This window comes from Antarctobacter heliothermus (assembly GCF_002237555.1).
Classification (GTDB): Bacteria; Pseudomonadota; Alphaproteobacteria; order Rhodobacterales; family Rhodobacteraceae; genus Antarctobacter; species Antarctobacter heliothermus_B.
In genome coordinates this window covers 910717-931057 of sequence record NZ_CP022540.1, presented here as the reverse complement: position 1 = coordinate 931057, position 20341 = coordinate 910717, and the positions used below count along the sequence as shown (strand labels likewise).

Genomic DNA, 20341 nt, shown 5'->3' with positions numbered 1-20341 from the left:
TCGGCGGAAACCCGCGCTTGAGATTCGCGGCAAAGATGCAAAGCTGCGGGTGTATTTTGCTTATCAAGGGAGGGGTTCGCACCATGCGTTTCATCATGTCTTTTGCCGTCGCGGGTCTGTTGGGGTCTGCGGGTCTGGCACAACAGGCGGCCGACGCTGTCGATCCTGAACAGGCGGTGGCAGACAGCGGGTTTGCCGCGATGTCTGCCCCGGTCGGGGAGGCTTTGGCGGCCAAAGTAGCCGGCAAGCCTGTGATGGCCGATACATGGATGGTCGCCGCCGCGAATCCCCATGCCGTTGAAGCCGGGGCCGAGGTGCTGCGGGCGGGGGGCACGGCGGCGGACGCCATGATTGCCGTGCAGACCGTGCTGGGTCTGGTCGAGCCGCAAAGCTCGGGCATGGGCGGAGGGGCCTTCCTTGTCTGGCACGACGGGGCAACGGGAGAGATCACAACGCTCGACGGTCGCGAAACCGCGCCGCTGGCCGCAACACCCCGGCTGTTTCAGGACGCCGAGGGCAGTCCGCTTCAGTTCTGGGATGCGGTTGTGGGGGGGCGTTCTGTCGGTGTGCCGGGCACACCCGCATTGATGCAGGCCGCGCATGAAAAGTGGGGCAAGGCCGACTGGGCGGACCTGTTCGATCCAGCCACGCGATTGGCCGAAGGTGGTTTTGCTGTGTCGCCGCGCCTTGCCGGGCTAGTGGCAGGGGATGCTGACAGGCTAGGCCAGCACGGGCCAACAAAGGATTACTTTTACCCCGGCGGCGCACCGATTGCCGAAGGGTCGATGCTGACCAACCCTGCCTATGCGGCGGTCATGCGGGCGATGGCGGCGGATGGCGCGACGGCGATCTACGAAGGTCCCATCGCGCAGGACATCGTGGACACGGTGCAGGGGTTCTCAGCCAATCCCGGCGTCATGACGCTACGCGATCTGGCGGCCTATGAGGTCAAGGAACGCCCCGCCGTCTGCGCCCCGTTTCGGGGGCATGAGGTTTGCGGCATGGGCCCACCATCGTCTGGTGCGCTGACGGTCGGTCAGATCCTTGGGCTGCTGGATGCCTCTGCACCCGGCGATCCGGGCGATGTCGATACATGGCGGAAGATCGGCGATGCCTCGCGCCTCGCCTTTGCGGACCGGGGTCGTTACATGGCTGACAGCGATTTTGTCCCGATGCCGACCAAAGGGCTGGTTGATCCGGCCTATCTGGCTGAACGGGCCAAGCTGCTGGCGGGTGACGATGCCTTGCCAGAGGTGGCGCCGGGGATGCCCGCGTGGGATCACGCGATGCTGTGGGCCGATGACGAAAGCATCGAACTGCCGTCGACCTCGCATATCTCGATCGTGGATCAATATGGCAACGCGCTCTCGATGACGACGACCATTGAGAACGGCTTTGGCTCTCGGCTCATGACCAACGGTTTCCTGTTGAACAATGAGCTGACGGATTTCTCTTTCCGATCACATGCCGACGGGGTGCCGATTGCCAATGCGGTGGCACCGGGCAAACGTCCCCGGTCGTCGATGGCACCGACAATTGTCCGCAAGGACGGCGCGCCGGTTCTGGTGATCGGATCGCCGGGAGGGTCGCGCATCATCGGGTATGTGGCACAGGCGATCCTTGCCTATATCGATTGGGGTATGGACGTGCAGCAAGCAGTGGCAACGCCGCACGGGCTGAACCGGTTTGGCACCTTCGATCTGGAAGAAGGCACCGACATGGCGGCCCTTCAGGCCCCGTTGGAGGCGCTGGGATTTGAGGTCAGCGTTCGGGATCTGACCTCTGGGTTGCACGCCATCGCCGTTGGGCCGGACGGGTTGCAAGGTGGTGCGGATCCCCGGCGTGAGGGAATCGCGCTGGGCGAGTGACGCGCATTTCGACGCATGGACAGCGCGGCTTCCACACGATCTGACAGGCCGGGTCAAACAAGGAGACCCGGCCATGACCCAATGCGTTTTGTGCAAAGCAGAGGATGCCGTGCCTGTTGCCGTTTCCCCTAAGGATGTTGAGGTCGCCCTGTGTGCGACCTGCTCCGCAGGCGTTGAACAAGGGCCGCAGGACGGCCCGCATTGGCAATGTCTGAATGAGGCGATCTGGAGCACGGAACCCGCCGAACAGGTTTTGGCGTACCGGCTGTTGAAACGTCTGGACGCGGCATGGGCCAATGACCTGCTGGACATCGCCTATCTGGAACCAGAGGTTCTGGAATGGGCGGAGGCGGGCGTGCCCTCAGGCGATGAGATCGTGCACCGCGACAGCAACGGCACCGTCTTGCAGAACGGCGACACCGTGACCCTGATCAAAGCTCTGCCAGTCAAAGGCGCGGGCTTTACCGCCAAGCAAGGCACGGCGGTGCGCAAGATCAGCCTGGAGGCTGACAATGCCGAACACATCTCTGGCCGGGTCGAAGGTCAGCGGATCGTGATTCTGACGAAGTTCGTCAAGAAAAGCTGAGGCGAGCAGGCCGCCGGGGTGTCCCCGACGGCCTGCGCTGCAATCACACGTCCTTGTAGCTGATTTCACGCGTGTCGACACCCGGGCCGACACGGTTGCGGCGCACGATCAGCCGGTTGAGCGCCTGAATATACGCCCGAACCGAAGCCACAACCGTATCGGTGTCCGCCGATTGGCCGGTGGCGATCATGCCGTCCTCTTCCAGCCGCACGGAAACTGTTGCCTGCGCGTCGGTGCCCTCTGTCACGGCGTGCACTTGGTAGAGTTGCAAAGCTGCCTTGTTCGGAAACACCTCGCGTACCGCCTTGAAAGAGGCATCTACCGGGCCGTCGCCCTCACAGGTGGCTGACAGGTCCTTGCCCTCAATCTCCATCTCTATCTGCGCCTCGGCGGGACCGCCGGTGCCGCAGATGACGCGCAGATTGACAAGTTGCAGCGCCTCGGGGCCATCCGTTGTGGCGGAGACAAGCGCAAGGATGTCATCGTCGAACACCTCTTTTTTGCGGTCGGCCAGATCCTTGAACCGCACAAAGATGTCCTTGAGCTGGTTATCGCCCACTTCGGTTCCAAGCTCTTTGAGCTTGGCGCGCAAGGCGGCGCGGCCCGAATGTTTGCCAAGCGGAAGTGAGGTGCCTGCCAGACCCACATCCTCGGGGCGCATAATCTCAAAGGTTTCGGCGTTTTTCAGCATGCCGTCCTGATGGATGCCGCTTTCATGTGCAAAGGCGTTCTTGCCGACGATGGCTTTGTTGAACTGCACCGGAAAGCCGGACACGGTCGAGACGCGGCGCGAGATGTGCATCAGCTTTTTGGTGTCGATGCCAGTGTAGAAGGGCATGATGTCCCCGCGCACCTTCAGCGCCATAACCACCTCTTCAAGCGCGGTGTTGCCCGCGCGTTCACCCAGCCCGTTGATGGTGCATTCGATCTGACGCGCACCACCAGCCACGGCGGCCAGTGCGTTCGCCGTCGCCATGCCAAGGTCGTTGTGGCAGTGGGTGGCAAAGATCACTTCATCTGCGCCCGGCACGGTTTCGATCAGGCGCTTGATCAGATCGGCGCTTTCCACGGGTGCGGTATAGCCCACGGTGTCGGGGATATTGATGGTGGTCGCGCCTGCCTTGATGGCAATTTCAACGGTCCGGCAAAGGTAGTCCCATTCGGTCCGCGTGGCGTCCATCGGAGACCACTGCACGTTGTCGCACAAATTGCGGGCGTGGCTGACGGTCTGTTCGATGCGGTCGGCCATTTCGTCCATCGTCAGGTTGGGGATGGCGCGGTGCAGGGGCGAGGTGCCGATAAAGGTGTGGATGCGCGGCTTGGCCGCTTTTTTCACCGCCTCCCAGCAGCGATCGATGTCGGGCAATTGCGCACGGGCAAGGCCGCAGATCACCGAGTTCTTCGACCGTTCGGCAATTTCTGACACGGCGCGGAAATCGCCTTCGGACGCGATGGGGAAACCGGCCTCGATGATGTCGACGCCCATGTCGTCCAACAGTTCGGCAATCTCGATCTTTTCGGCATGGGTCATGGTGGCGCCGGGCGATTGTTCACCGTCGCGAAGCGTGGTGTCAAAGATGACGACCTTGTCCTTGTTCTGTTCAGTCATGGTGTGAGATCCTCAGATACTTGGTTTCGGAGCAGGCGGAATATCCGCGTCCCCGGAGTTTGGTTCGCCCTTGGGTTCGATCAGCAGCACCTTGACCTCAGCGGCGGCGCGGGGGCGGTGGATCTGACCTGCGGGCACGATCACGATTTCCCCGGCTCGCACTGTCACAGGCGCACGGTCGGGGTAATCCATCTGCATTTCCCCTTCGAGGACCAGAAAGAAATCATCGGTGTCCTCGTGTTTGTGGAATGGAAACTCACCTTGGAATTTCACCACCATCACGTCGTTGCCGTTGTAACCGGCCACCACATGGGGATCCCAATGGGTGGAAAACAGCGCCAGCTTTTCAGCCAGATTGATCGCGTTCATGGGTTTGTCCTAACTCGGGTGTGGGGGTCTTCGGCGCGTCACACACATCCTCTGAGCACGCGCGCCGAGGGGGCCACGCTCAGAGGCGAGTTAGTAGCAGATCGGCACCATACGCGACGGCCGCCGGAAGGCGGGTCAAGCGGGGGATATGGCGGTCAACGATCATGGACGACACTATACGCCGCGATTTTCAAATGAAAACCCACCTTGTGCACGAAATCGTCGAGAGTGATTGCACGCCTTAAGGGGGAATGAAATATAAATAGATACCGTTTAGGTGGAAATCAATGATCACTATTTGCGAGAATCGCACTATACTTATTCTCTCTTAAGTTGATTCCATTTGGGCGGGAGGCCCTGGCACGCATGAAACGTATTCTTATCTTGATTTCCGCTCTCTGTATGGCTCCACCTGTTGTGGCGCAGCCTGTTTATGGTGACAGCGTCACGAAATTGGCCACAGTCACCACGCAGCAATGGGTCAATTGCGCCAAAGAAGGAAAGGACTGCGCCCCGGACACCGATGATCTGGTAATCGTGCGCTACGGCATCAGTGAAGATTTCACCTTTTTCGTCACCAAGGGCATTGAAAAAGTGCCGTGCAAGAATTTCTGGGGCGACCCCTCAAAGGGGACAGACAAGGAATGCGCCTTTATCCTGGAGAACCTGTTCGGTGTCCCGGCGGACGACACGTTTTCCAAAGTGGCCGACGAAGGCAAGGATTTCACCAACCCCAACAGTGATTTCCGCTGGGTCCGTTACGGCGCGGATGGCAAGTGGACTTACACGCTGATTGAAGGATCTGATCAGCAAAAGCTGGCCTGCACGAACGACTATTTCGGATTTGATCCGGCCAAGGGCACAGACAAGACCTGCCAGATAGGCGGCGCATATACCCTTAGCGAAGGGGACATCGTGGAATGCGCCACCGAAGACCGTGACTGCCAGATGGACGTCGGAGACGTTGTCATGGCGCGGTACGGGGCGGACAAACGGTACGACATCCGTTTCATTCACCACACGGGCAATAAGTTTCCCTGCAATAACAACTATTTTGGTGTCGACCCGATCCGCACCAACAAGCGGTGTTACTATCAGGCACAGGTGCCGGTTTCGGTCAACACGGTGGGCCGCTGGCAAAAGGTAATCTCTTGTGACGGGCTCAATTGCCCGATCAGCCACCAGATCTCTGTCGGGACAGAGCGCACAAACAGTTGGACCACAACCCAGCAATGGAGCGTTACAGTTACCGAATCAATGGAGGCGGGCCTGACGATCTTTGGCACAGGCGTAAAGGCATCGGCCTCTGTCGCGGAGAGCTATGCAGGGTCTTATGCCTATAGTAGCGCGCTGTCACAGTCGGTGGCGCAGAACTACACCGCCACCTGTGACCCCAGCGGAAGCTACACCTCGCGTGCGTTGTGGCAATTCTCAACCGGGACTGGGACCAGCTGTCTTGAATCCGGCACCTGCGACGGGTCGACCTTTACAGCGGAATATCTCTGTGTCGGTGATGCGCCGTCTGGTTACACCGGGCCTGTCTGCATACCCGGGTATTGCGCTGATGAGTTGTGCAGCACTTGCACCTATGAGGACGCGTCGGACCAATAGTCTGTTGTCTCTGAATGGGGCGCGTCGCGCCCCATTTGCTCAGCGTGAAACATCAGGCATACTGACCCCGAGGCATAAAAAAAATTGGGGCAGGGCATGAAACGGATCCTGACGGCGCTAGTGGCGCTATGGGCAAGCGTCGCGGCGGCAGAACGGGACGAGGCGCGCGTCTACGTTTTTGGCAATTCTCTGGTCCACCATCTTAGCGAGACGTCCGACCTTACCAACGTGCCGCATTGGTTGAACGAAATGGCCAAGGCTGACGGGAGGACGCTGGCGCTGGACGGTCAGTGGGGGTTCTTGCGGAACTTTGCGGATGGTTTGCCGCCAACGGCGAATTGGGGCTTTCCGGGTGTGTCGGGCGCGTGGTCGCCCGGGCAGGGCAGTTTCCGCGACGGGCGTTTTGACGCGGTGATCGTGACGCCGGCAAACTTTATCCAGTATCAGTTGCCGGATGTGCCCTACGACGGCGACAACCCAACCGACGAAAGCCCGCTGGGCGCGTTGCAACGCCTGTTTGACTGGGTCGGCACCAATAGCCCCGGCACACGCCTGTTCATCTACGAAGGCTGGTCGACGATGGACGGCATTGTCGCCGTCTTTCCCCCCAACGCGCAGGAAACGCAGGAGTTTCACGCCTACAACACGGGCGAATACCATCAGTGGTATCGCGACCTGTTGAACGTCCTGACAATCACGCGGCCGGATACGCAGGTCGAACTGATCCCGGTTGCCTCGGTTCTGGCGGGTTTTTTGGCCGAGGGGGGACTGTTGGAGGGCGTGCCGCCGGAGGCGCTGTACACCGATAACGCTCCGCATGGTACGCCGACTCTGTACATGCTGGCCGCCATGGTCACTTATGCTTGGCTGTATGATGCCCCGCCGCCCGCCGAATTTATCCCCCCCGCCACGCTGCACCCCGATGTGGTGGAAAACTATGACGCGCTGGCCAAGGCGATCTGGCAGGCGGTCCCGCAACGTGAGGCGCGTGCGTTGGTGGTGAACCCTGAAACGCCGGTCGCGCCCGCGCTGCCGGAACGCCAGCCGGTGTCCCTGCCCCCCAGTGGCATCCGCCCGGATGGCATCCCGGCGCTGGCCATGGGGTTAAACGGTATTTCCGACTGGTCGACGCAGCATCCCTTTCTGGACCTGATGAAATCCTCACGCGGCTGGGTCGGTAATGTCGGGGACACATGGGGCGCGGTCCGCACAGAGGAACTGCGCGAACGCGGCGATCTGGACGAAAACGACTGGCCGTTGCGGATGCCAGACGGGGTCGATGCGCTGGAAACCGTGATCCTGACAAACCAGCCGATCGGAGCCGAGTCGCTGCGCGGTGACTATGTGCTGACCTATGACGGCAATGCCCGCGTGAAGCTTGTCGGGCGGGCCAAACGTGTGCGGCGCGAAAACGGCCGCATCACCTTTTCTTATGATCCGGGGGAGGGGCTGGTGGCGCTGTCGATCACTGGCATCGACACCAAGGACCCGATCCGCAACATCGTTATCCTGCGCAAGGAACATCAGGCGTTGCATCAGGCCGGGGCGCTGTTCAACCCCGCGTTCCTTGATCAGATCGAGGATATGCGCGTGCTGCGCTTTATGGACTGGATGATCACCAACGGCTCTCCGGTAACAGGATGGGATGCGCGCCCGACTATGGCGACGGCCAGTTGGTCGGAATGGGGCGTCCCGGTCGAGGTGATGGTGCGACTGGCCAATGTGACCGGCGCGGATCCGTGGTTCAACATGCCCCACCTTGTCGATGACACCTATATCCGCAAATTCGCCGAGGTGGTGGAACGCGATCTGGACCCCCGGCTAAAGGCCTATGTGGAATTCTCGAATGAGGTCTGGAACCTTGGCTTTCCGCAGGCCACTTGGGTGCGCCAGCAGGCAGACGCGCGCTGGGGTGCGACAGGTGAGGGATGGACCCAGTTCTATGGCCTGCGATCGGCACAGATCATGGATATCTGGACAGAGGTCTTTGGCGAAGTGTCGGACCGGCTGGTGCGGGTGGTGGCCACGCACACCGGCTGGCCGGGACTGGAACAGCAGATACTGCAAGCACCGCTGGCCTTTCTGGAACTGGGGCGTATGCCGGTGGACAGTTTCGATGCCTACGCCGTGACCGGCTATTTCGGCTATGAGATCGGCGGTGCCGAGATGGCGCAGCGGATGGATGGCTGGCTGGACGCCGCCGAAAAGATGGCGCGCGACGCCGGTGAGGCAGAGGGCCTGCAGCGGGTCGCCCTGCGCGAATACGTCCGTGAGCGGCGCTTTGACGGGGCAGTCGCGCCGGTGGCTCAGGCCCTGGCAGAGGGATCGGTGCGGCAGATCGTGCAAGAGGTGTTTCCCTATCACGCGGGCGTCGCGCGCAAGAACAACTTGCGCCTGATCATGTACGAGGGCGGCACGCATCTTGTCGGCCACGGCGCGCGGGTCAATGATGAGCGGCTGACCGACTTCTTCAATGCCTTCAGCTATACGCCAGAAATGGCCAAGCTGTATGAGCAGTTGTTGGCGGGTTGGGTCGATGCGGGCGGTGTGCTGTTCAACGCCTTTGTGGATGTGGCCCCGGCGACGATGTGGGGCAGTTGGGGTGCCAAGCGATATCTTGAGGATGAAAACCCGCGCTGGGACATGTTGATGGCTTTCAACGCCTCCGGTCCAAACTCTTGGGAGACCCGCGATGATCGGGCCTTTGCGAACGGGTCCAGGGTTCTGGACGGCGTTGGCCGGATCGAAGGCACGCCGCAGGAGGATTACATCGTCGCGGGCGATGGCGATGATATTCTGGTGTCCGGCGGAGGCGCGGATGTGCTGGCCGGTGGACCGGGCCGCGACGTTGCGGTGCTGCCCAGCGCGCGCGACGCCTATCAGATCACGCAGGACAGCGACCGATTGGTGGCGGTGGGGCCGGATGGCCCCGTGCGGATGATCGGGGTTGATGCGCTGGTGTTTCAGGACGCCCCAGAAGTGGAAGTACCCGTCGCGGGGCTATGATTCCTGCGTGTCCGCCGCTGGATCAGGCATTTGGCTAGTGCCTTTCAAGCGCTGGATTTCTTCCACCAGAACATCTGCCCCCAGCGAGGCGCGGAAGTTTTCCACCACATGTTCCCGTCCTGCCTGCGACAAGCGCAACAGTGCGTCGGGGTCATTGACCAGCGACCGGATCGTGCGGGTCAACTGGCCGGGGTTCTTCGGTTCCACCAGATAGCCGGTCGAGCCATCGGTGATCAATTCGGCCACGCCCCCCGCATCGGTGCCGATGGTCGGCACGCCCATCGACATCGCCTCCATATAGGCAACGCCCAGAGGTTCATGCCACGAGGCCAGCACAAACAGATGCGCCTGTTCTAGCTTGGCCTTGACCGCACCGGCGTCGATCGCGCCCAGCAGTTTGACGTGATCCTGAAGGCGCAGCTTTTTCAGCGTGTCTTCCAGTTCGGCTCGATAGCCGGTGCCGCCCGCGTCGTCCTCTCCGGCGATTTCCAAACGGACGTCAACGCCCTGATCTAGCAATTGCCGGGTGGCGGCCATGACATCCTGATGGCCCTTGACCACGTTCAGCCGCCCACAGCTGAACAGGCGGATCGGGCGACCATGTTCGGGCGGGACGTAAGGCGTGATGCGTTTGAGCGCCTCTGTATCGACCCCCATGGCGCGAATGATGCGGCGCTCGGGCAGATAGCCTGCAAGGCTCTGCTCGATCTCGTTCAGGATTTTGCGGGTGATGATGGTGGCGAAACTGGCGTGTCGCCACTTGACCCGCTGACCGGGGCCATAATCGGACAGCGGACCGTGCAACGTCAGTGAATAGGTCGGTCCGCCCATGAGGTGGCAAAAGGTGGCGATCAGCGCGGAGCGGCCACAGGAATGCGCGTGGATGTGGTCTAGGCCGCGGGCCGCAGCCTCTTTCCGCAACCGTTCGGCAGCCGCCAGCGTGACCAATGCGTCGTGGGCAAAACCCGTCCCCTCGCGCAGCATCCACAGTGGCAGGCCCTTGGCCGACATCTTGGCAAGGCCGATGGCGGCGGGGATCGGATCGACCCGGCCCAGATAGGTGGTGCGGGCGATCGCCTCGGCCGACCAGTCGTGTGAAATCAGCTTGCGCGGCGGCTTGCGGGTGGAAAAAACGTGAACGGCATGCCCCATCGCTTCCAGCGCCTGGATTTCGCGCCAGAAGAAAATATGTGTCTGTCCCGGGAATTGCGGGACGATATACCCGATACGCAATCCTTGCGTCACCTGTTAGTCCTTGAGATGGCAGCCGCACCGCCGCTAGGGCGTTGGTCTCTTACAAACCTAAGTGATTTCACGCTTTGGCCACAGTTCCGGGGCAGTTTCCAGTGCGGGGCATGGCGTATTTTTTCAAGGTGTGGCCACATGGGTACGGGTGTGGGCAGGGATATGGATCAAGACTATCAATCGCGCGGCACGGACGTCACTGTGATCGTGCCAGCAAGCAATGAGGCGGCGCTGATCGGCGGCTGCCTTGAGGCGTTGCTGGCGTCACGGTTTTCCGGCTGCGCCGAGGTGATCGTGGTGGCCAACGGCTGCGTGGATGATACCGCATCGGTGGCGCGGTCATTTGCGGCGCAGGCGGCGGGCATGGGCTGGACCCTTGCGGTGATAGAACGCGCGGAGGGCGGCAAGCCGGGTGCGCTGAACGCAGGGGATGCGGCGGCGCAGGGGCCTGTCCGTGTGTATCTGGATGCCGATGTGACGGTGACGCCTGATCTGTTGGGGCAGCTTTTCGCTGCCTTGGACGCCGCCACGCCACGCTACGCAAGTGGTGCGGTCCATATCGTCGCGACAACGCCGATCAGCCGCGCCTATGCGCGGATCTGGCGGCGCGTGCCGTTTATGCGAGATGTGGTGCCGGGGTGCGGACTGTTTGCCGTGAACGCGGCGGGGCGCGCGCGCTGGGGGAGCTTTCCCCACATCATCGCAGACGACGTTTTTGTGCGCCTGCACTTTGATCCCAAGGAACGCGTTGGCGTGCCTTCCTCTTACCGTTGGCCGATAGCCGAAGGGTGGCGCAATCTGGTCAGGGTGCGGCGGCGGCAGAACGCGGGTGTGGATGAGATTGCCGCGCGTTACCCCGACCTCATCCGTAACGAGGACAAGCCTGATTTTCCAGCAGCGGAAAAATTGGGGATCGCCCTGAGTGATCCGCTGGGGTTTTTGATCTATGCCGGGGTCGCTTTGGCGGTCAAATTGACCCCGCGCAGCAATCAGGACTGGAGCCGGGGACGATGAGCACGCTTGCCGCGCTCCGAGGCGGGTCGATCACCGCACGCGCCATGCGTTCATCGCTGCTCACGATGGGCAGTTTTGGTTTTGCCCAAGTCTTGCGTCTGGCGTCAAACCTGATTCTGACCCGCCTGCTGTTCCCAGAGGCTTTTGGCCTGATGGCCTTGGTCATGGTGTTCCTGATGGGGTTGGGGCAGTTTTCCGACGTCGGAGTGACCCCATCGATCATGCAATCCAGACGCGGCGACGATCAACGCTTTCTGGATACCGCATGGACCATTCAGGCGTTTCGTGGCGTTGGGCTGTGGCTGGTGGCTTGCGCATTGGCCTGGCCGATGGCGTGGTTTTATGACCAACCGATGCTGGCGCAAATCTTGCCAGTCTCTGCGCTGACGCTGCTGATTACCGGGTTTCGACCGACGCGGATGATCACCGCCAACCGACACCTGATGCTGGGCCGGGTGACGGTTCTGGACATCGGGACGCAAGTGGCCGGAATGCTCACCGCGGTCCTGCTGGCTTGGTGGTGGGGGTCAATCTGGGCGCTGGTAGTGTCAGGCGTGATCGGCGCTCTGATCGAGGTTGTTCTGAACTGGCGCTTTCTGCCTGGGCCAGGCAACCGGCTGCGCTGGGAAAAAGCGGCGGCAAAAGAGCTGATTGGTTTTGGCAAATGGGTGTTTCTAGCCACGGTCTGCGGGTTCTTCTTTACCCAAGCCGACAAGATGCTGATTGGCAAGTTTATCGCGCTGGACGCTTTTGGAGTCTACAATATCGGGTTTTTCTGGGCGTCTTTCCCGCTGATGCTGGGCAATCTGGTGACGCATAAAATCTTGATCCCTGTCTACCGGGAAACCCCGCCTACCGAAAGCCGGGAAAACTTCCTCAAGCTGCGCAAGATGCGGTTTGCCGTCTCGTCGCTGTTGATCGGGTTTGTGGCGGTCTTTGCCCTGCTCGGGGTCTGGTTGGTGCAGACGCTATATGACGTACGCTATGATGAGGCAGGGGCTGTGGCCGTGGTGTTGGCCTGTGCGCAAATCCCGATGCTGATTGTGATGACCTATGATCAGGCGGCCTTGGCGGCCGGGGATTCGCGGCGCTATTTCTATCTCGCCTTTGCGCGCGCGGTCCTGATGGTGGGCTGCGTTCTGATCGGATTGCAGGCGGCCGGGTTGATCGGTGCGTTGATCGGGCAGGCGGCGGCCTTTACGCTGGCATATCCGGCGGTTGTCTGGCTGGCGCGGCGCTCGGGGGCGTGGGACAGGCTGCATGATGCGGTGTTTTTTGGGGTTGGCCTGATGCTGTCGGCACTGGCGCTTTGGCTGAACTGGGGCCCGATTCTGCAACTGGTCCTGCAGGGAGGATAGGCCCATTTTTCCCGTTAGGAAACAATCCCGAAAAGGATAGGCTGTTTGTCTAGGCGTCGTTACAGTTATCCCCATATCTTGTCGCCAATAGGGCGGATTCAGGCGGAAACTCCTAAAAATCGCCGCAATCGCCGGGCAAATGAGACGGTGGGTGGCGGCGTGAATTCATTTGGAGTCAGCAATGACCGATGACAACGCCCGCATTGGTGAAAACGATATCGCCATCGTGGGGATGGCGGCGCATTTGCCGGGGGCTGCGGACATCGCGACCTATTGGCGAAATCTGCGTGACGGCGTGTCGTCGATCCGGCGTCTGTCTGAGGACGATTTGCGCGCGGCGGGCGAAGACCCCGGCCTGATGCGGCACCGCGATTATGTGCCTTTTGCCGCGCCTCTGGATGATTTTGACCACTTCGATGCCGAGTTCTTTGGATTCAGTCCAAAGGAGGCGGCGATCATGGACCCGCAGCACCGCCAATTCCTGGAATGCGCCTGGGAGGCGCTGGAGACGGCAGGTCATGTGCCCGAGACATTCGACGGTCAGGTTGGTGTCTTTGCCGGTTGTGGCATGGGGTCGTACTTTTATTTCAACGTCTGTTCGAACCCGGATCTGGTCGAGAATACGGGCATGTTCTTGCTGCGCCATACTGGCAACGACAAGGATTTCATGACCACGCGGCTGAGCCATGTGCTGGATCTGCACGGGCCGTCGATCAACCTTCAGACGGCGTGTTCGACCTCGTTGGTGGCGACACACTACGCCGCGCAAGCGCTGCTGAACGGTGAATGCGACATGGCCATTGCGGGCGGCGTGACCATCGAACTGCCGCAGGGGCGCGGGTATCTCTACAAGGAGAATGAAATCCTGTCTCCGGACGGCCAATGCCACGCCTTTGACCATCGCGCGCAAGGCACGGTGTTCGGCTCTGGCGCGGGGGTTGTGGTGTTGCGGCGGCTGGCAGATGCGGCGGCTGATGGCGACCACATCTGGGCGGTGATCAAGGGGTCCGCTGTCAACAATGACGGCGCACAAAAGGCCGGATACCTCGCGCCCAGCGTCGAGGGACAGGCCGTGGCCGTGGCGGAGGCGCAGGCCATTGCGGGGGTTACGGCGGATACTGTGGATTACGTCGAATGCCACGGCACCGGCACCTATCTGGGCGACCCGATTGAGGTGGCCGCACTGACACAGGCCTTTGCCGAGACATCGAATGCTGTTGGTCATTGCCGCATCGGATCGGTCAAGACCAACATCGGGCATCTGGATACGGCGGCGGGTGTGGCGTCCTTGATCAAGGCGTCCCTGGCCCTGCACAACCAGCAGATGCCACCCTCATTGGGGTTTGAGGCCCCGAACCCCGCGATTGACTTTGATGGGTCGCCCTTTGCGGTGAACGACCGTTTGCGCGACTGGCCGCGATTGACGCATCCGCGCCGCGCCGGGGTGAACTCTTTGGGGGTGGGCGGGACCAACGCACATGTGGTTCTCGAAGAGGCACCGGAGCGCGCGGCAAGCGCGAAATCTGACTGGCCGTTCCAAATTCTGACGATCTCCGCCCGGAGCAAACTGGCGCTGGACGGCAATGCCACCCGGTTGGCCACGCATCTGCGGGCGCATCCGGAACAGGATCTGGCGGATGTCGCTTGGACCCTGAAAGAGGGGCGGCGCGCGTTTGAAAAGCGCCGGGTCGTTGTGGCGAACTCTCACGAAGAGGCGGCGCGCCTATTGGAAGGCGTCGAGGCGCGGCGGGTGTTCGACCATCAAGCGCTGGACCGGCCTGAGGTCGTGTTCATGTTTCCCGGCGGGGGCGCGCAGTACGCAGGCATGGCGCGTGATCTGTATGAGACAGAGCCGGTTTTTGCTGAGTGGATGGACCGGGGGCTGGACCATCTTGAGCGGATCGCGGGTGGCGATGCCGAAGTGAGTATTTCTGCCAAGAAGAAGCCGGGGGTCCGGGATCTTTGGCTACCCCCGCGCGGGGAAGAGGCGGCAGCGGATGCCGCGCTGTTGACGCCCTCACTGCAATTGCCGCTGATCATGATCACGGAATATGCGCTGGCGCAGTTGTGGCAAAGTTGGGGCGTGACGCCTGTCGCGCTGACCGGTCATAGCATGGGCGAAAACACCGCCGCCTGCGTGGCGGGGGTGATCGGATTTGAGGATTGCATCGGTTTGGTGCACCTGCGCGGGCGGCTGTTTGACTCGGTGCCTGCGGGCGGGATGCTGTCAGTGGGCCTGCCTGCGGATGAACTGCAGCCCTTGTTGGGCGATGATCTGGATCTGGGCGCGGTGAACGGACCAGAACTGTCGGTGGCGTCCGGGCCGCAGGCGGCGCTGGATGTCTTGCAGGCAGAGTTGGAGCGGCGTGAGGTGCAAAACACCCGCATCGGCATCGACATCGCGGCGCACAGCCGCATGCTGGAGCCGATTTTGGCGCAATTTGGCGAATACTTGCGGTCGATAGATCTGCACGCGCCGCGGCTTCCTCTGACATCGAATCGGACCGGCCAGATGATGACGGCGGAACAGGCGACGGACCCGGACTATTGGGTTGCGCATCTGCGCGGCACGGTGCTGTTCGCCGATTGCGTGGGGGCCTTGGCTGCGGACAACCGGGTTTTTCTTGAGGTCGGACCGGGCAAGGCGCTGTCCTCTCTGGCGCGGCAACACGCCGAGGTTTCCGGCAATCAGGTGCTGTCGTCGCTGCGCCATCCCGAAGAAGCGATCGCCGACGACAAGCACATGTTCGAGGTGCTGGGGCGGCTGTCCGCGCTGGGCGTGGACATTGACTGGGGGCAGATCTGGGGCGACGCGCGGCGCAACCGCGTGGTTCTGCCGACCTATGCCTTTCAGCGCAGCCCCTATTTCATCGCTCCGGGCAAGGCCGCAACAGACAGCGCGCCCAGTTTCCTGATGCGCAATGACGACCTGTCCGAATGGGGCTGGCAGCCGGTTTGGCGGCCCCGGTCCGCCCCGGTCGAAGTGGACGTGGTGGAGGGCCTGCATGAGGCCACACCTCAGGTCTGGCTCATGTTTATGGATGAGGCTGGCGTGGCGATGCGTTCGGTGCATCGTCTGCGCAAGGCTGGCCATGCTGTGGTCGAGGTGCGCCCCGGCGACGCATTCTCGCGTGTCGGCGAGGGTTATGTGCTGGCACCAGAACGCGGGCGCGAAGGATATGACCTTTTGTTGCAGGACCTTGGTCTGCGTGGGATCGTGCCCACACGGATCGGGCATTTCTGGTTGCTGACAGAAGGGGAAACCCATCGTCCCGGGTCCAGCTTTTTCCACCGCGTGCAAGAGCAAGGATTCTATGCGCTGATGTTCCTTGCGCAGGCGATGGAGACTGAGGGGCTGCCGCGTCCGTTGCATATGACCGTCGTGACGAATGGCGCTGCGCAATTGCGGGATGAGGCGCTGCCCTACCCTGAAAAGGCGACCATCGCGGGGCCTGCCCGGGTGATCCCGCGCGAACTACCGGGCGTAAGCGTCTCGACTCTGGACGTGACATTGCCAAACCCATTGGAGGCTTCATTCTGGTCGCGGGCCAAGGGGCAGGCGGCACAGGACGCCGCGCAGGAGGCGCTGGCTTTGCGCGTTCTGGAGGAACTGCTCAGTGAACCGGGGGATCGCATCGCGGCCCTGCGCGGCGATCGCCGTTTCGAATGCGCGCTGCGTCCCGTGGCACTGCGCGAGGAACCCGTGGTCGAAGGGGGCGGCGTTGTTCTGATCACCGGCGGGTTTGGCGGAATTGGTCTGACATTGGCGCAGGATTTCGCCTCACGGGGGGCAAAACTGGTGCTATTGGCGCGCAAGGCGCTGCCGGATCGTGCCGACTGGCCCGATTACCTGCATCGCCACGCACCGCAGGACCGGATTGCACGGCGGATCAAATCCGTTCAGGCCTTGGAAGAGGCCGGGGCAGAGGTCATGGTGTTGGCCGCAGACGTTTGCAACCTTGGCCAGATGCAGCAAGTACGGCGCACGGTTGAGGACCGATTTGGTCCGATCACCGGCGTGATTCATGGCGCGGGCGTCATTGACGATGCTCCTTTGCTGACCAAAACGTCCGCCAGCGTCGAGGACGTATTCACCCCTAAAATCCACGGAGCGCAGGTATTGGGAGAGGTTTTCCCTGACGGTGCGCTGGACTGGATGGCGCTGTTCAGTTCCTCTTCCACCGTCACCGCACCGGCGGGTCAGGTGGACTACGTCGCCGCAAATGAGTTCTTGAACGCCTTTGCCTGCGCTCGCACTGGAAAGACGCGGATCGTCGCGATCAACTGGGGTATCTGGAACGAGGTCGGCATGGCGGCCGAGGCAGTCGCCGCGCGCACTGGCGACCTGCCGAAACCCCCGGTGACGCCGGTGGCGCAAGAGATGCTGGCCGAGGCGAGTTTCGACGACCACGGCAACCGCATCTTTTCCGCGCGCTATTCCACTGACGACTGGTTCATCGATCAGCATCGCACCAAGGCGGGCGATGCGCTGTTGCCGGGCACCGGCTATCTATCGCTGGCAGCCCAAGCGCTGCAGGCCCATGGCGAAAGCGGCGTGTTCGAGATCCGCGACCTGTCGTTCCTGCGCCCCCTGAGGGTGGCCGATGGTGGCGCGCGGGATGTGCGGCTGCGGCTGACACGCTCTGACGAGGGCTATGACTTTGACGTGCTGGGGGATGCCACACTGAATGGTCGCCACGGCTTTGCCCTGACGGCGCAGGGGGCGCTGTCGCTGATGCCGATGGCGCGGCCCGCTCGGCTGGATCTGGACGCGATCCGGGCGCGATGCCCGGCCCATGTGGACGGCAACGGGGCCAAGCTGACTTCGGCGCAGGAGGTGCATCTGGCGTTTGGTGACAGTTGGAGGGTGCTGGATGCCCGCGCGCTGGGGCAAGGGGAAGGGATTGCCGACCTGTCGCTGCTCGCGAATGCCTCTGCGCCCGAAACTCTGCTGCACCCGGCGCTGATGGACATTGCCACCGGATGGGCGATGGATCTGATTGCGGGCTATCAGCCGACGCATTTGTGGGTGCCGGTGCGCTATGGCCGCGTGCGGGTACATGGGGCGCTACCGGATCGCGTTGTGTCCTGGGTCCGCAATGCTGCTGAAAACCGCGCGGACCGTGAGACGGCGAGCTTTGACATCACGCTGTGCGACGCCGCAGGAGAGGTGCTGGTCGAGGTCACGGGCTTTACCATCCGCAAATTGGCCACGGCGAATGTGCTGAAGGCCGCCCCTCCGCTGACGGCTGCCGAACTGGAACTGGATGACACCGACATCTTGCATCCGTTGTCCGCCGCCGAAGAGCGTCTGGCGCATAACCTGAGCCAAGGCATCTTGCCGGACGAGGGGATTGAGGCGTTTCATCGGGCGCTCGCATTGGGCGCGCGGCAGGTGGTGGTGTCCTCGATGGATCTGGATGCACTGACGCGTCAGGCGGCGGCCTCGGTGGCAGAGGCGACAAGCGGGCAGACCTTTGATCGGCCGCAATTGGAAAGCGATTATGTCGCCCCTGAGGGTGAGATAGAGCAGCGGCTGGCCGGGTTCTGGGAGGAACTGCTGGGCGTACAAAACGTCGGTGCCGAAGACAGCTTTTTCGACCTTGGCGGGCATTCGTTGATCGCGGTGCGTCTGTTTGCGATGGTGAAAAAGGCGTTCCGCGTGGATTTCCCGATCTCTGTTCTGTTCGAGGCGCCGACCATTCGCAAATGCGCCGCCTTGATTGAGGCGCAGATTGGCCCCGTTGATGCCGAGCCCGGTGCCAAACCCACGCCAGAGCGTCGTTTCACGCATTTGGTGCCGATGCATGACGGCGACGGTGGCGCGCGACGGCCCTTTTTCCTGATCGCAGGGATGTTTGGCAACGTGCTGAACCTGCGCCACCTTGCGCATCTGTTGGGCGCGGACCGGCCGTTTTACGGTCTTCAGGCGCGGGGCCTGTATGGCGGCGAGGCCCCGCACGACAGCATCGAAGAGGCGGCGCGCGATTACATCGCCGAGATGCGGCAAGTGCAACCGAACGGTCCCTACATGCTTGGGGGGTTCTCTGGCGGTGGAATTACCGCCTATGAGGTGGCGCGCCAATTGGAGATCATGGGCGAAGAGGTCTCTCTGGTGGTCATGCTGGACACGCCTTTGCCGCAGCGGCGGGCTTTGTCACGGCAAGATCGGTTGATCATCCAATGGCATCAGGCCCGCGAAAAGGGGCCGCTGTATCCCTTCATCTGGCTGAAGAACCGCATCAAATGGGAGATCGCCAAACGGCGGCAGGCAGAGGCTACAGGTCCGCAGCACGGTTTCCACAACGCCGAAATCGAAGCGGCGTTCTACCGCGCCATCGCCGGGTACACGGTGCGGCCTTGGGATGGGCGCGTGGTGCTGTGTCGTCCGCCGCTGGTGGGAAAATGGGCGGTTTCAAACGGTGCGCTGGTGAACTCGGAGCGGACCTATGTGACCCATGACAACGACTGGGGCCGGATGGTGCCGGGGGTTGAGGTGCACGAGGTGCCCGGCGACCATGACAGCATGGTGCTAGAGCCTAACGTGCGCGTGCTGGCTGCAATTATGCGGGACGCGATCGACGGCGCAGAGGCGGCATCTGGCGGCAATGGCGAAGTGGTGGCCTTTCCCAGCCACGCGGCGGAGTGATCGGCATGGCGCGGGTTCTGGTGGTGTCGCTGAACTACAGGACGGCAGAGATGACGCTGCGGTCCATGCGCGCCGCATTGCGCGCTATGGACGGTATGGATGCCGAATTGGTGGTGGTCGACAACGCCTCAGGTGATGGGTCGTATGAGCGGATCGTCAAGGCGGTTGCTTCCGAGGATTGGGCACAAGGTGCGCCAATCCGGGTGGTGCAATCGGGCGTGAATGGCGGGTTCGGCGCGGGCAACAACGTCGGTATTCGCGCGGCGATATCGGATGGCAGAGTCCCAGACTACGTCTATCTGCTCAACTCCGATGCCTTCCCTGCGCCCGATGCGATCCGACACTTGCACGACCATCTGGAAAACCATCCAGAGGCGGGCTTTGCCGGCAGTTACATCCACGGCGAAGACGGCGATGCGCATGTGACGGCCTTTCGGTTTCCGTCGATATGGTCTGAACTTGAAGGGGCGATGCGCTTTGGCCCTGTGTCGCGTTGGTTGGCGGAAAAATCTGTGCCGATTGGCGTGCCAGAGGCCACACGGCGGGTCGATTGGTTGGCCGGGGCGTCGATCATGATGCGGCACAGCGTGCTGAAGGAGATCGGCCTCTTTGATGAGCTGTTCTTCCTGTACTTCGAGGAAACCGACCTTTGCCTGCGCGCCGCGCGGGCGGGGTATGAGACCCATTATGTACGCGAGAGTGAGGTCGCCCACATCGGGTCAGTTTCGACTGGTATGAAGAAATGGAAGCGCATCCCGGGGTTCTGGCTGGACAGCCGATGGCACTATTTCTCCAAAAACCACGGGCGGGGTTATGCTGCGCTGGCAACGCTTATGCACGGGGTGGGCGGGGCGTTTTGGCGGCTGCGCGTCCTGCTGCAGCGAAAGACGCCTGCCGATCCGCCGCATTTTCTGCGTGATCTGCTGGTACATGACATCGAGGTGCTGTTCCGGCCCCCGCCGGAAAAGCGCAAAGCGGCCCCACCAAGGGTGCGGGTCGCGGCTGAACTGGAAGCGGAGTGAAGAA

At 62.0% G+C, this 20341-nt stretch carries 11 protein-coding genes; 8 read left to right on the top strand and 3 right to left on the bottom strand.

What is annotated here, in order from left to right:
- Positions 1-83: 83 nt before the first annotated feature.
- Both ggt and ANTHELSMS3_RS04420 read left to right on the top strand, forming a co-directional pair.
- Positions 84-1868: a gamma-glutamyltransferase gene (gene ggt / locus ANTHELSMS3_RS04425; protein WP_198319877.1), complete on the top strand. Its 1785-nt coding sequence runs from the start codon at positions 84-86 to the stop codon at positions 1866-1868.
- A 73-nt stretch (positions 1869-1941) separates the two neighbouring features.
- Positions 1942-2454, top strand: a complete 513-nt coding sequence (locus ANTHELSMS3_RS04420) for an alkylphosphonate utilization protein (RefSeq protein WP_094033817.1) — start codon at positions 1942-1944, stop codon at positions 2452-2454.
- Positions 2455-2497: 43 nt separating this feature from the next.
- Here ANTHELSMS3_RS04420 and ANTHELSMS3_RS04415 read toward each other — a convergent pair whose 3' ends face one another.
- Positions 2498-4063, bottom strand: a complete 1566-nt coding sequence (locus ANTHELSMS3_RS04415) for a 2-isopropylmalate synthase (RefSeq protein WP_094033816.1) — start codon at positions 4061-4063, stop codon at positions 2498-2500.
- Between the two features lie 12 nt (positions 4064-4075).
- Positions 4076-4432, bottom strand: coding sequence for a cupin domain-containing protein (locus ANTHELSMS3_RS04410; RefSeq protein ID WP_094033815.1), 357 nt, complete (start codon positions 4430-4432; stop codon positions 4076-4078).
- A gap of 366 nt (positions 4433-4798) precedes the next feature.
- Here ANTHELSMS3_RS04410 and ANTHELSMS3_RS04405 point away from each other — a divergent pair, with 366 nt between their 5' ends.
- Positions 4799-6043 carry a hypothetical protein gene (locus tag ANTHELSMS3_RS04405; RefSeq protein ID WP_157733396.1) on the top strand — a complete coding sequence of 415 codons (1245 nt, stop codon included), beginning with the start codon at positions 4799-4801 and terminating at the stop codon, positions 6041-6043.
- Positions 6044-6139: 96 nt separating this feature from the next.
- Positions 6140-9049, top strand: coding sequence for a type I secretion protein (locus ANTHELSMS3_RS04400; RefSeq protein WP_094033813.1), 2910 nt, complete (start codon positions 6140-6142; stop codon positions 9047-9049).
- Here ANTHELSMS3_RS04400 and epsE read toward each other — a convergent pair.
- Positions 9044-10294 carry an exopolysaccharide biosynthesis GT4 family glycosyltransferase EpsE gene (gene epsE, locus ANTHELSMS3_RS04395; RefSeq protein WP_254694843.1) on the bottom strand — a complete coding sequence of 417 codons (1251 nt, stop codon included), beginning with the start codon at positions 10292-10294 and terminating at the stop codon, positions 9044-9046. The two genes, ANTHELSMS3_RS04400 and epsE, sit on opposite strands and share 6 nt — an antisense overlap.
- 162 nt (positions 10295-10456) lie before the next feature.
- Here epsE and ANTHELSMS3_RS04390 point away from each other — a divergent pair, with 162 nt between their 5' ends.
- The 4 genes from ANTHELSMS3_RS04390 (at position 10457) to ANTHELSMS3_RS04375 (ending at position 20337) form a co-directional block, all read left to right on the top strand.
- Positions 10457-11308, top strand: coding sequence for a glycosyltransferase family 2 protein (locus ANTHELSMS3_RS04390; RefSeq protein ID WP_094033811.1), 852 nt, complete (start codon positions 10457-10459; stop codon positions 11306-11308).
- Positions 11305-12666 carry an oligosaccharide flippase family protein gene (locus tag ANTHELSMS3_RS04385; protein ID WP_254694842.1) on the top strand — a complete coding sequence of 454 codons (1362 nt, stop codon included), beginning with the start codon at positions 11305-11307 and terminating at the stop codon, positions 12664-12666. The genes ANTHELSMS3_RS04390 and ANTHELSMS3_RS04385 overlap by 4 nt, the downstream gene beginning before the upstream one ends.
- Positions 12667-12847: 181 nt before the next feature.
- Positions 12848-19315, top strand: coding sequence for a type I polyketide synthase (locus ANTHELSMS3_RS04380; RefSeq protein ID WP_094033810.1), 6468 nt, complete (start codon positions 12848-12850; stop codon positions 19313-19315).
- 5 nt (positions 19316-19320) lie between these two features.
- On the top strand, positions 19321-20337 hold the full coding sequence (locus tag ANTHELSMS3_RS04375) for a glycosyltransferase family 2 protein (RefSeq protein ID WP_094036924.1): 1017 nt from the start codon (positions 19321-19323) through the stop codon (positions 20335-20337).
- The last annotated feature ends 4 nt before the right edge of the window (positions 20338-20341 follow it).

Bases quoted from the DNA above. Each gene is read 5' to 3' on its own strand.
- ANTHELSMS3_RS04410 (WP_094033815.1), bottom strand. From the start codon at position 4,432: ATGAACGCGATCAATCTGGCTGAAAAGCTGGCGCTGTTTTCCACCCAT.
- ANTHELSMS3_RS04385 (WP_254694842.1), top strand. From the start codon at position 11,305: ATGAGCACGCTTGCCGCGCTCCGAGGCGGGTCGATCACCGCACGCGCC.
- ANTHELSMS3_RS04400 (WP_094033813.1), top strand. From the start codon at position 6,140: ATGAAACGGATCCTGACGGCGCTAGTGGCGCTATGGGCAAGCGTCGCG.
- ANTHELSMS3_RS04420 (WP_094033817.1), top strand. From the start codon at position 1,942: ATGACCCAATGCGTTTTGTGCAAAGCAGAGGATGCCGTGCCTGTTGCC.
- ANTHELSMS3_RS04390 (WP_094033811.1), top strand. From the start codon at position 10,457: ATGGATCAAGACTATCAATCGCGCGGCACGGACGTCACTGTGATCGTG.
- ANTHELSMS3_RS04405 (WP_157733396.1), top strand. From the start codon at position 4,799: ATGAAACGTATTCTTATCTTGATTTCCGCTCTCTGTATGGCTCCACCT.
- ggt (WP_198319877.1), top strand. From the start codon at position 84: ATGCGTTTCATCATGTCTTTTGCCGTCGCGGGTCTGTTGGGGTCTGCG.
- ANTHELSMS3_RS04375 (WP_094036924.1), top strand. From the start codon at position 19,321: ATGGCGCGGGTTCTGGTGGTGTCGCTGAACTACAGGACGGCAGAGATG.
- ANTHELSMS3_RS04415 (WP_094033816.1), bottom strand. From the start codon at position 4,063: ATGACTGAACAGAACAAGGACAAGGTCGTCATCTTTGACACCACGCTT.
- ANTHELSMS3_RS04380 (WP_094033810.1), top strand. From the start codon at position 12,848: ATGACCGATGACAACGCCCGCATTGGTGAAAACGATATCGCCATCGTG.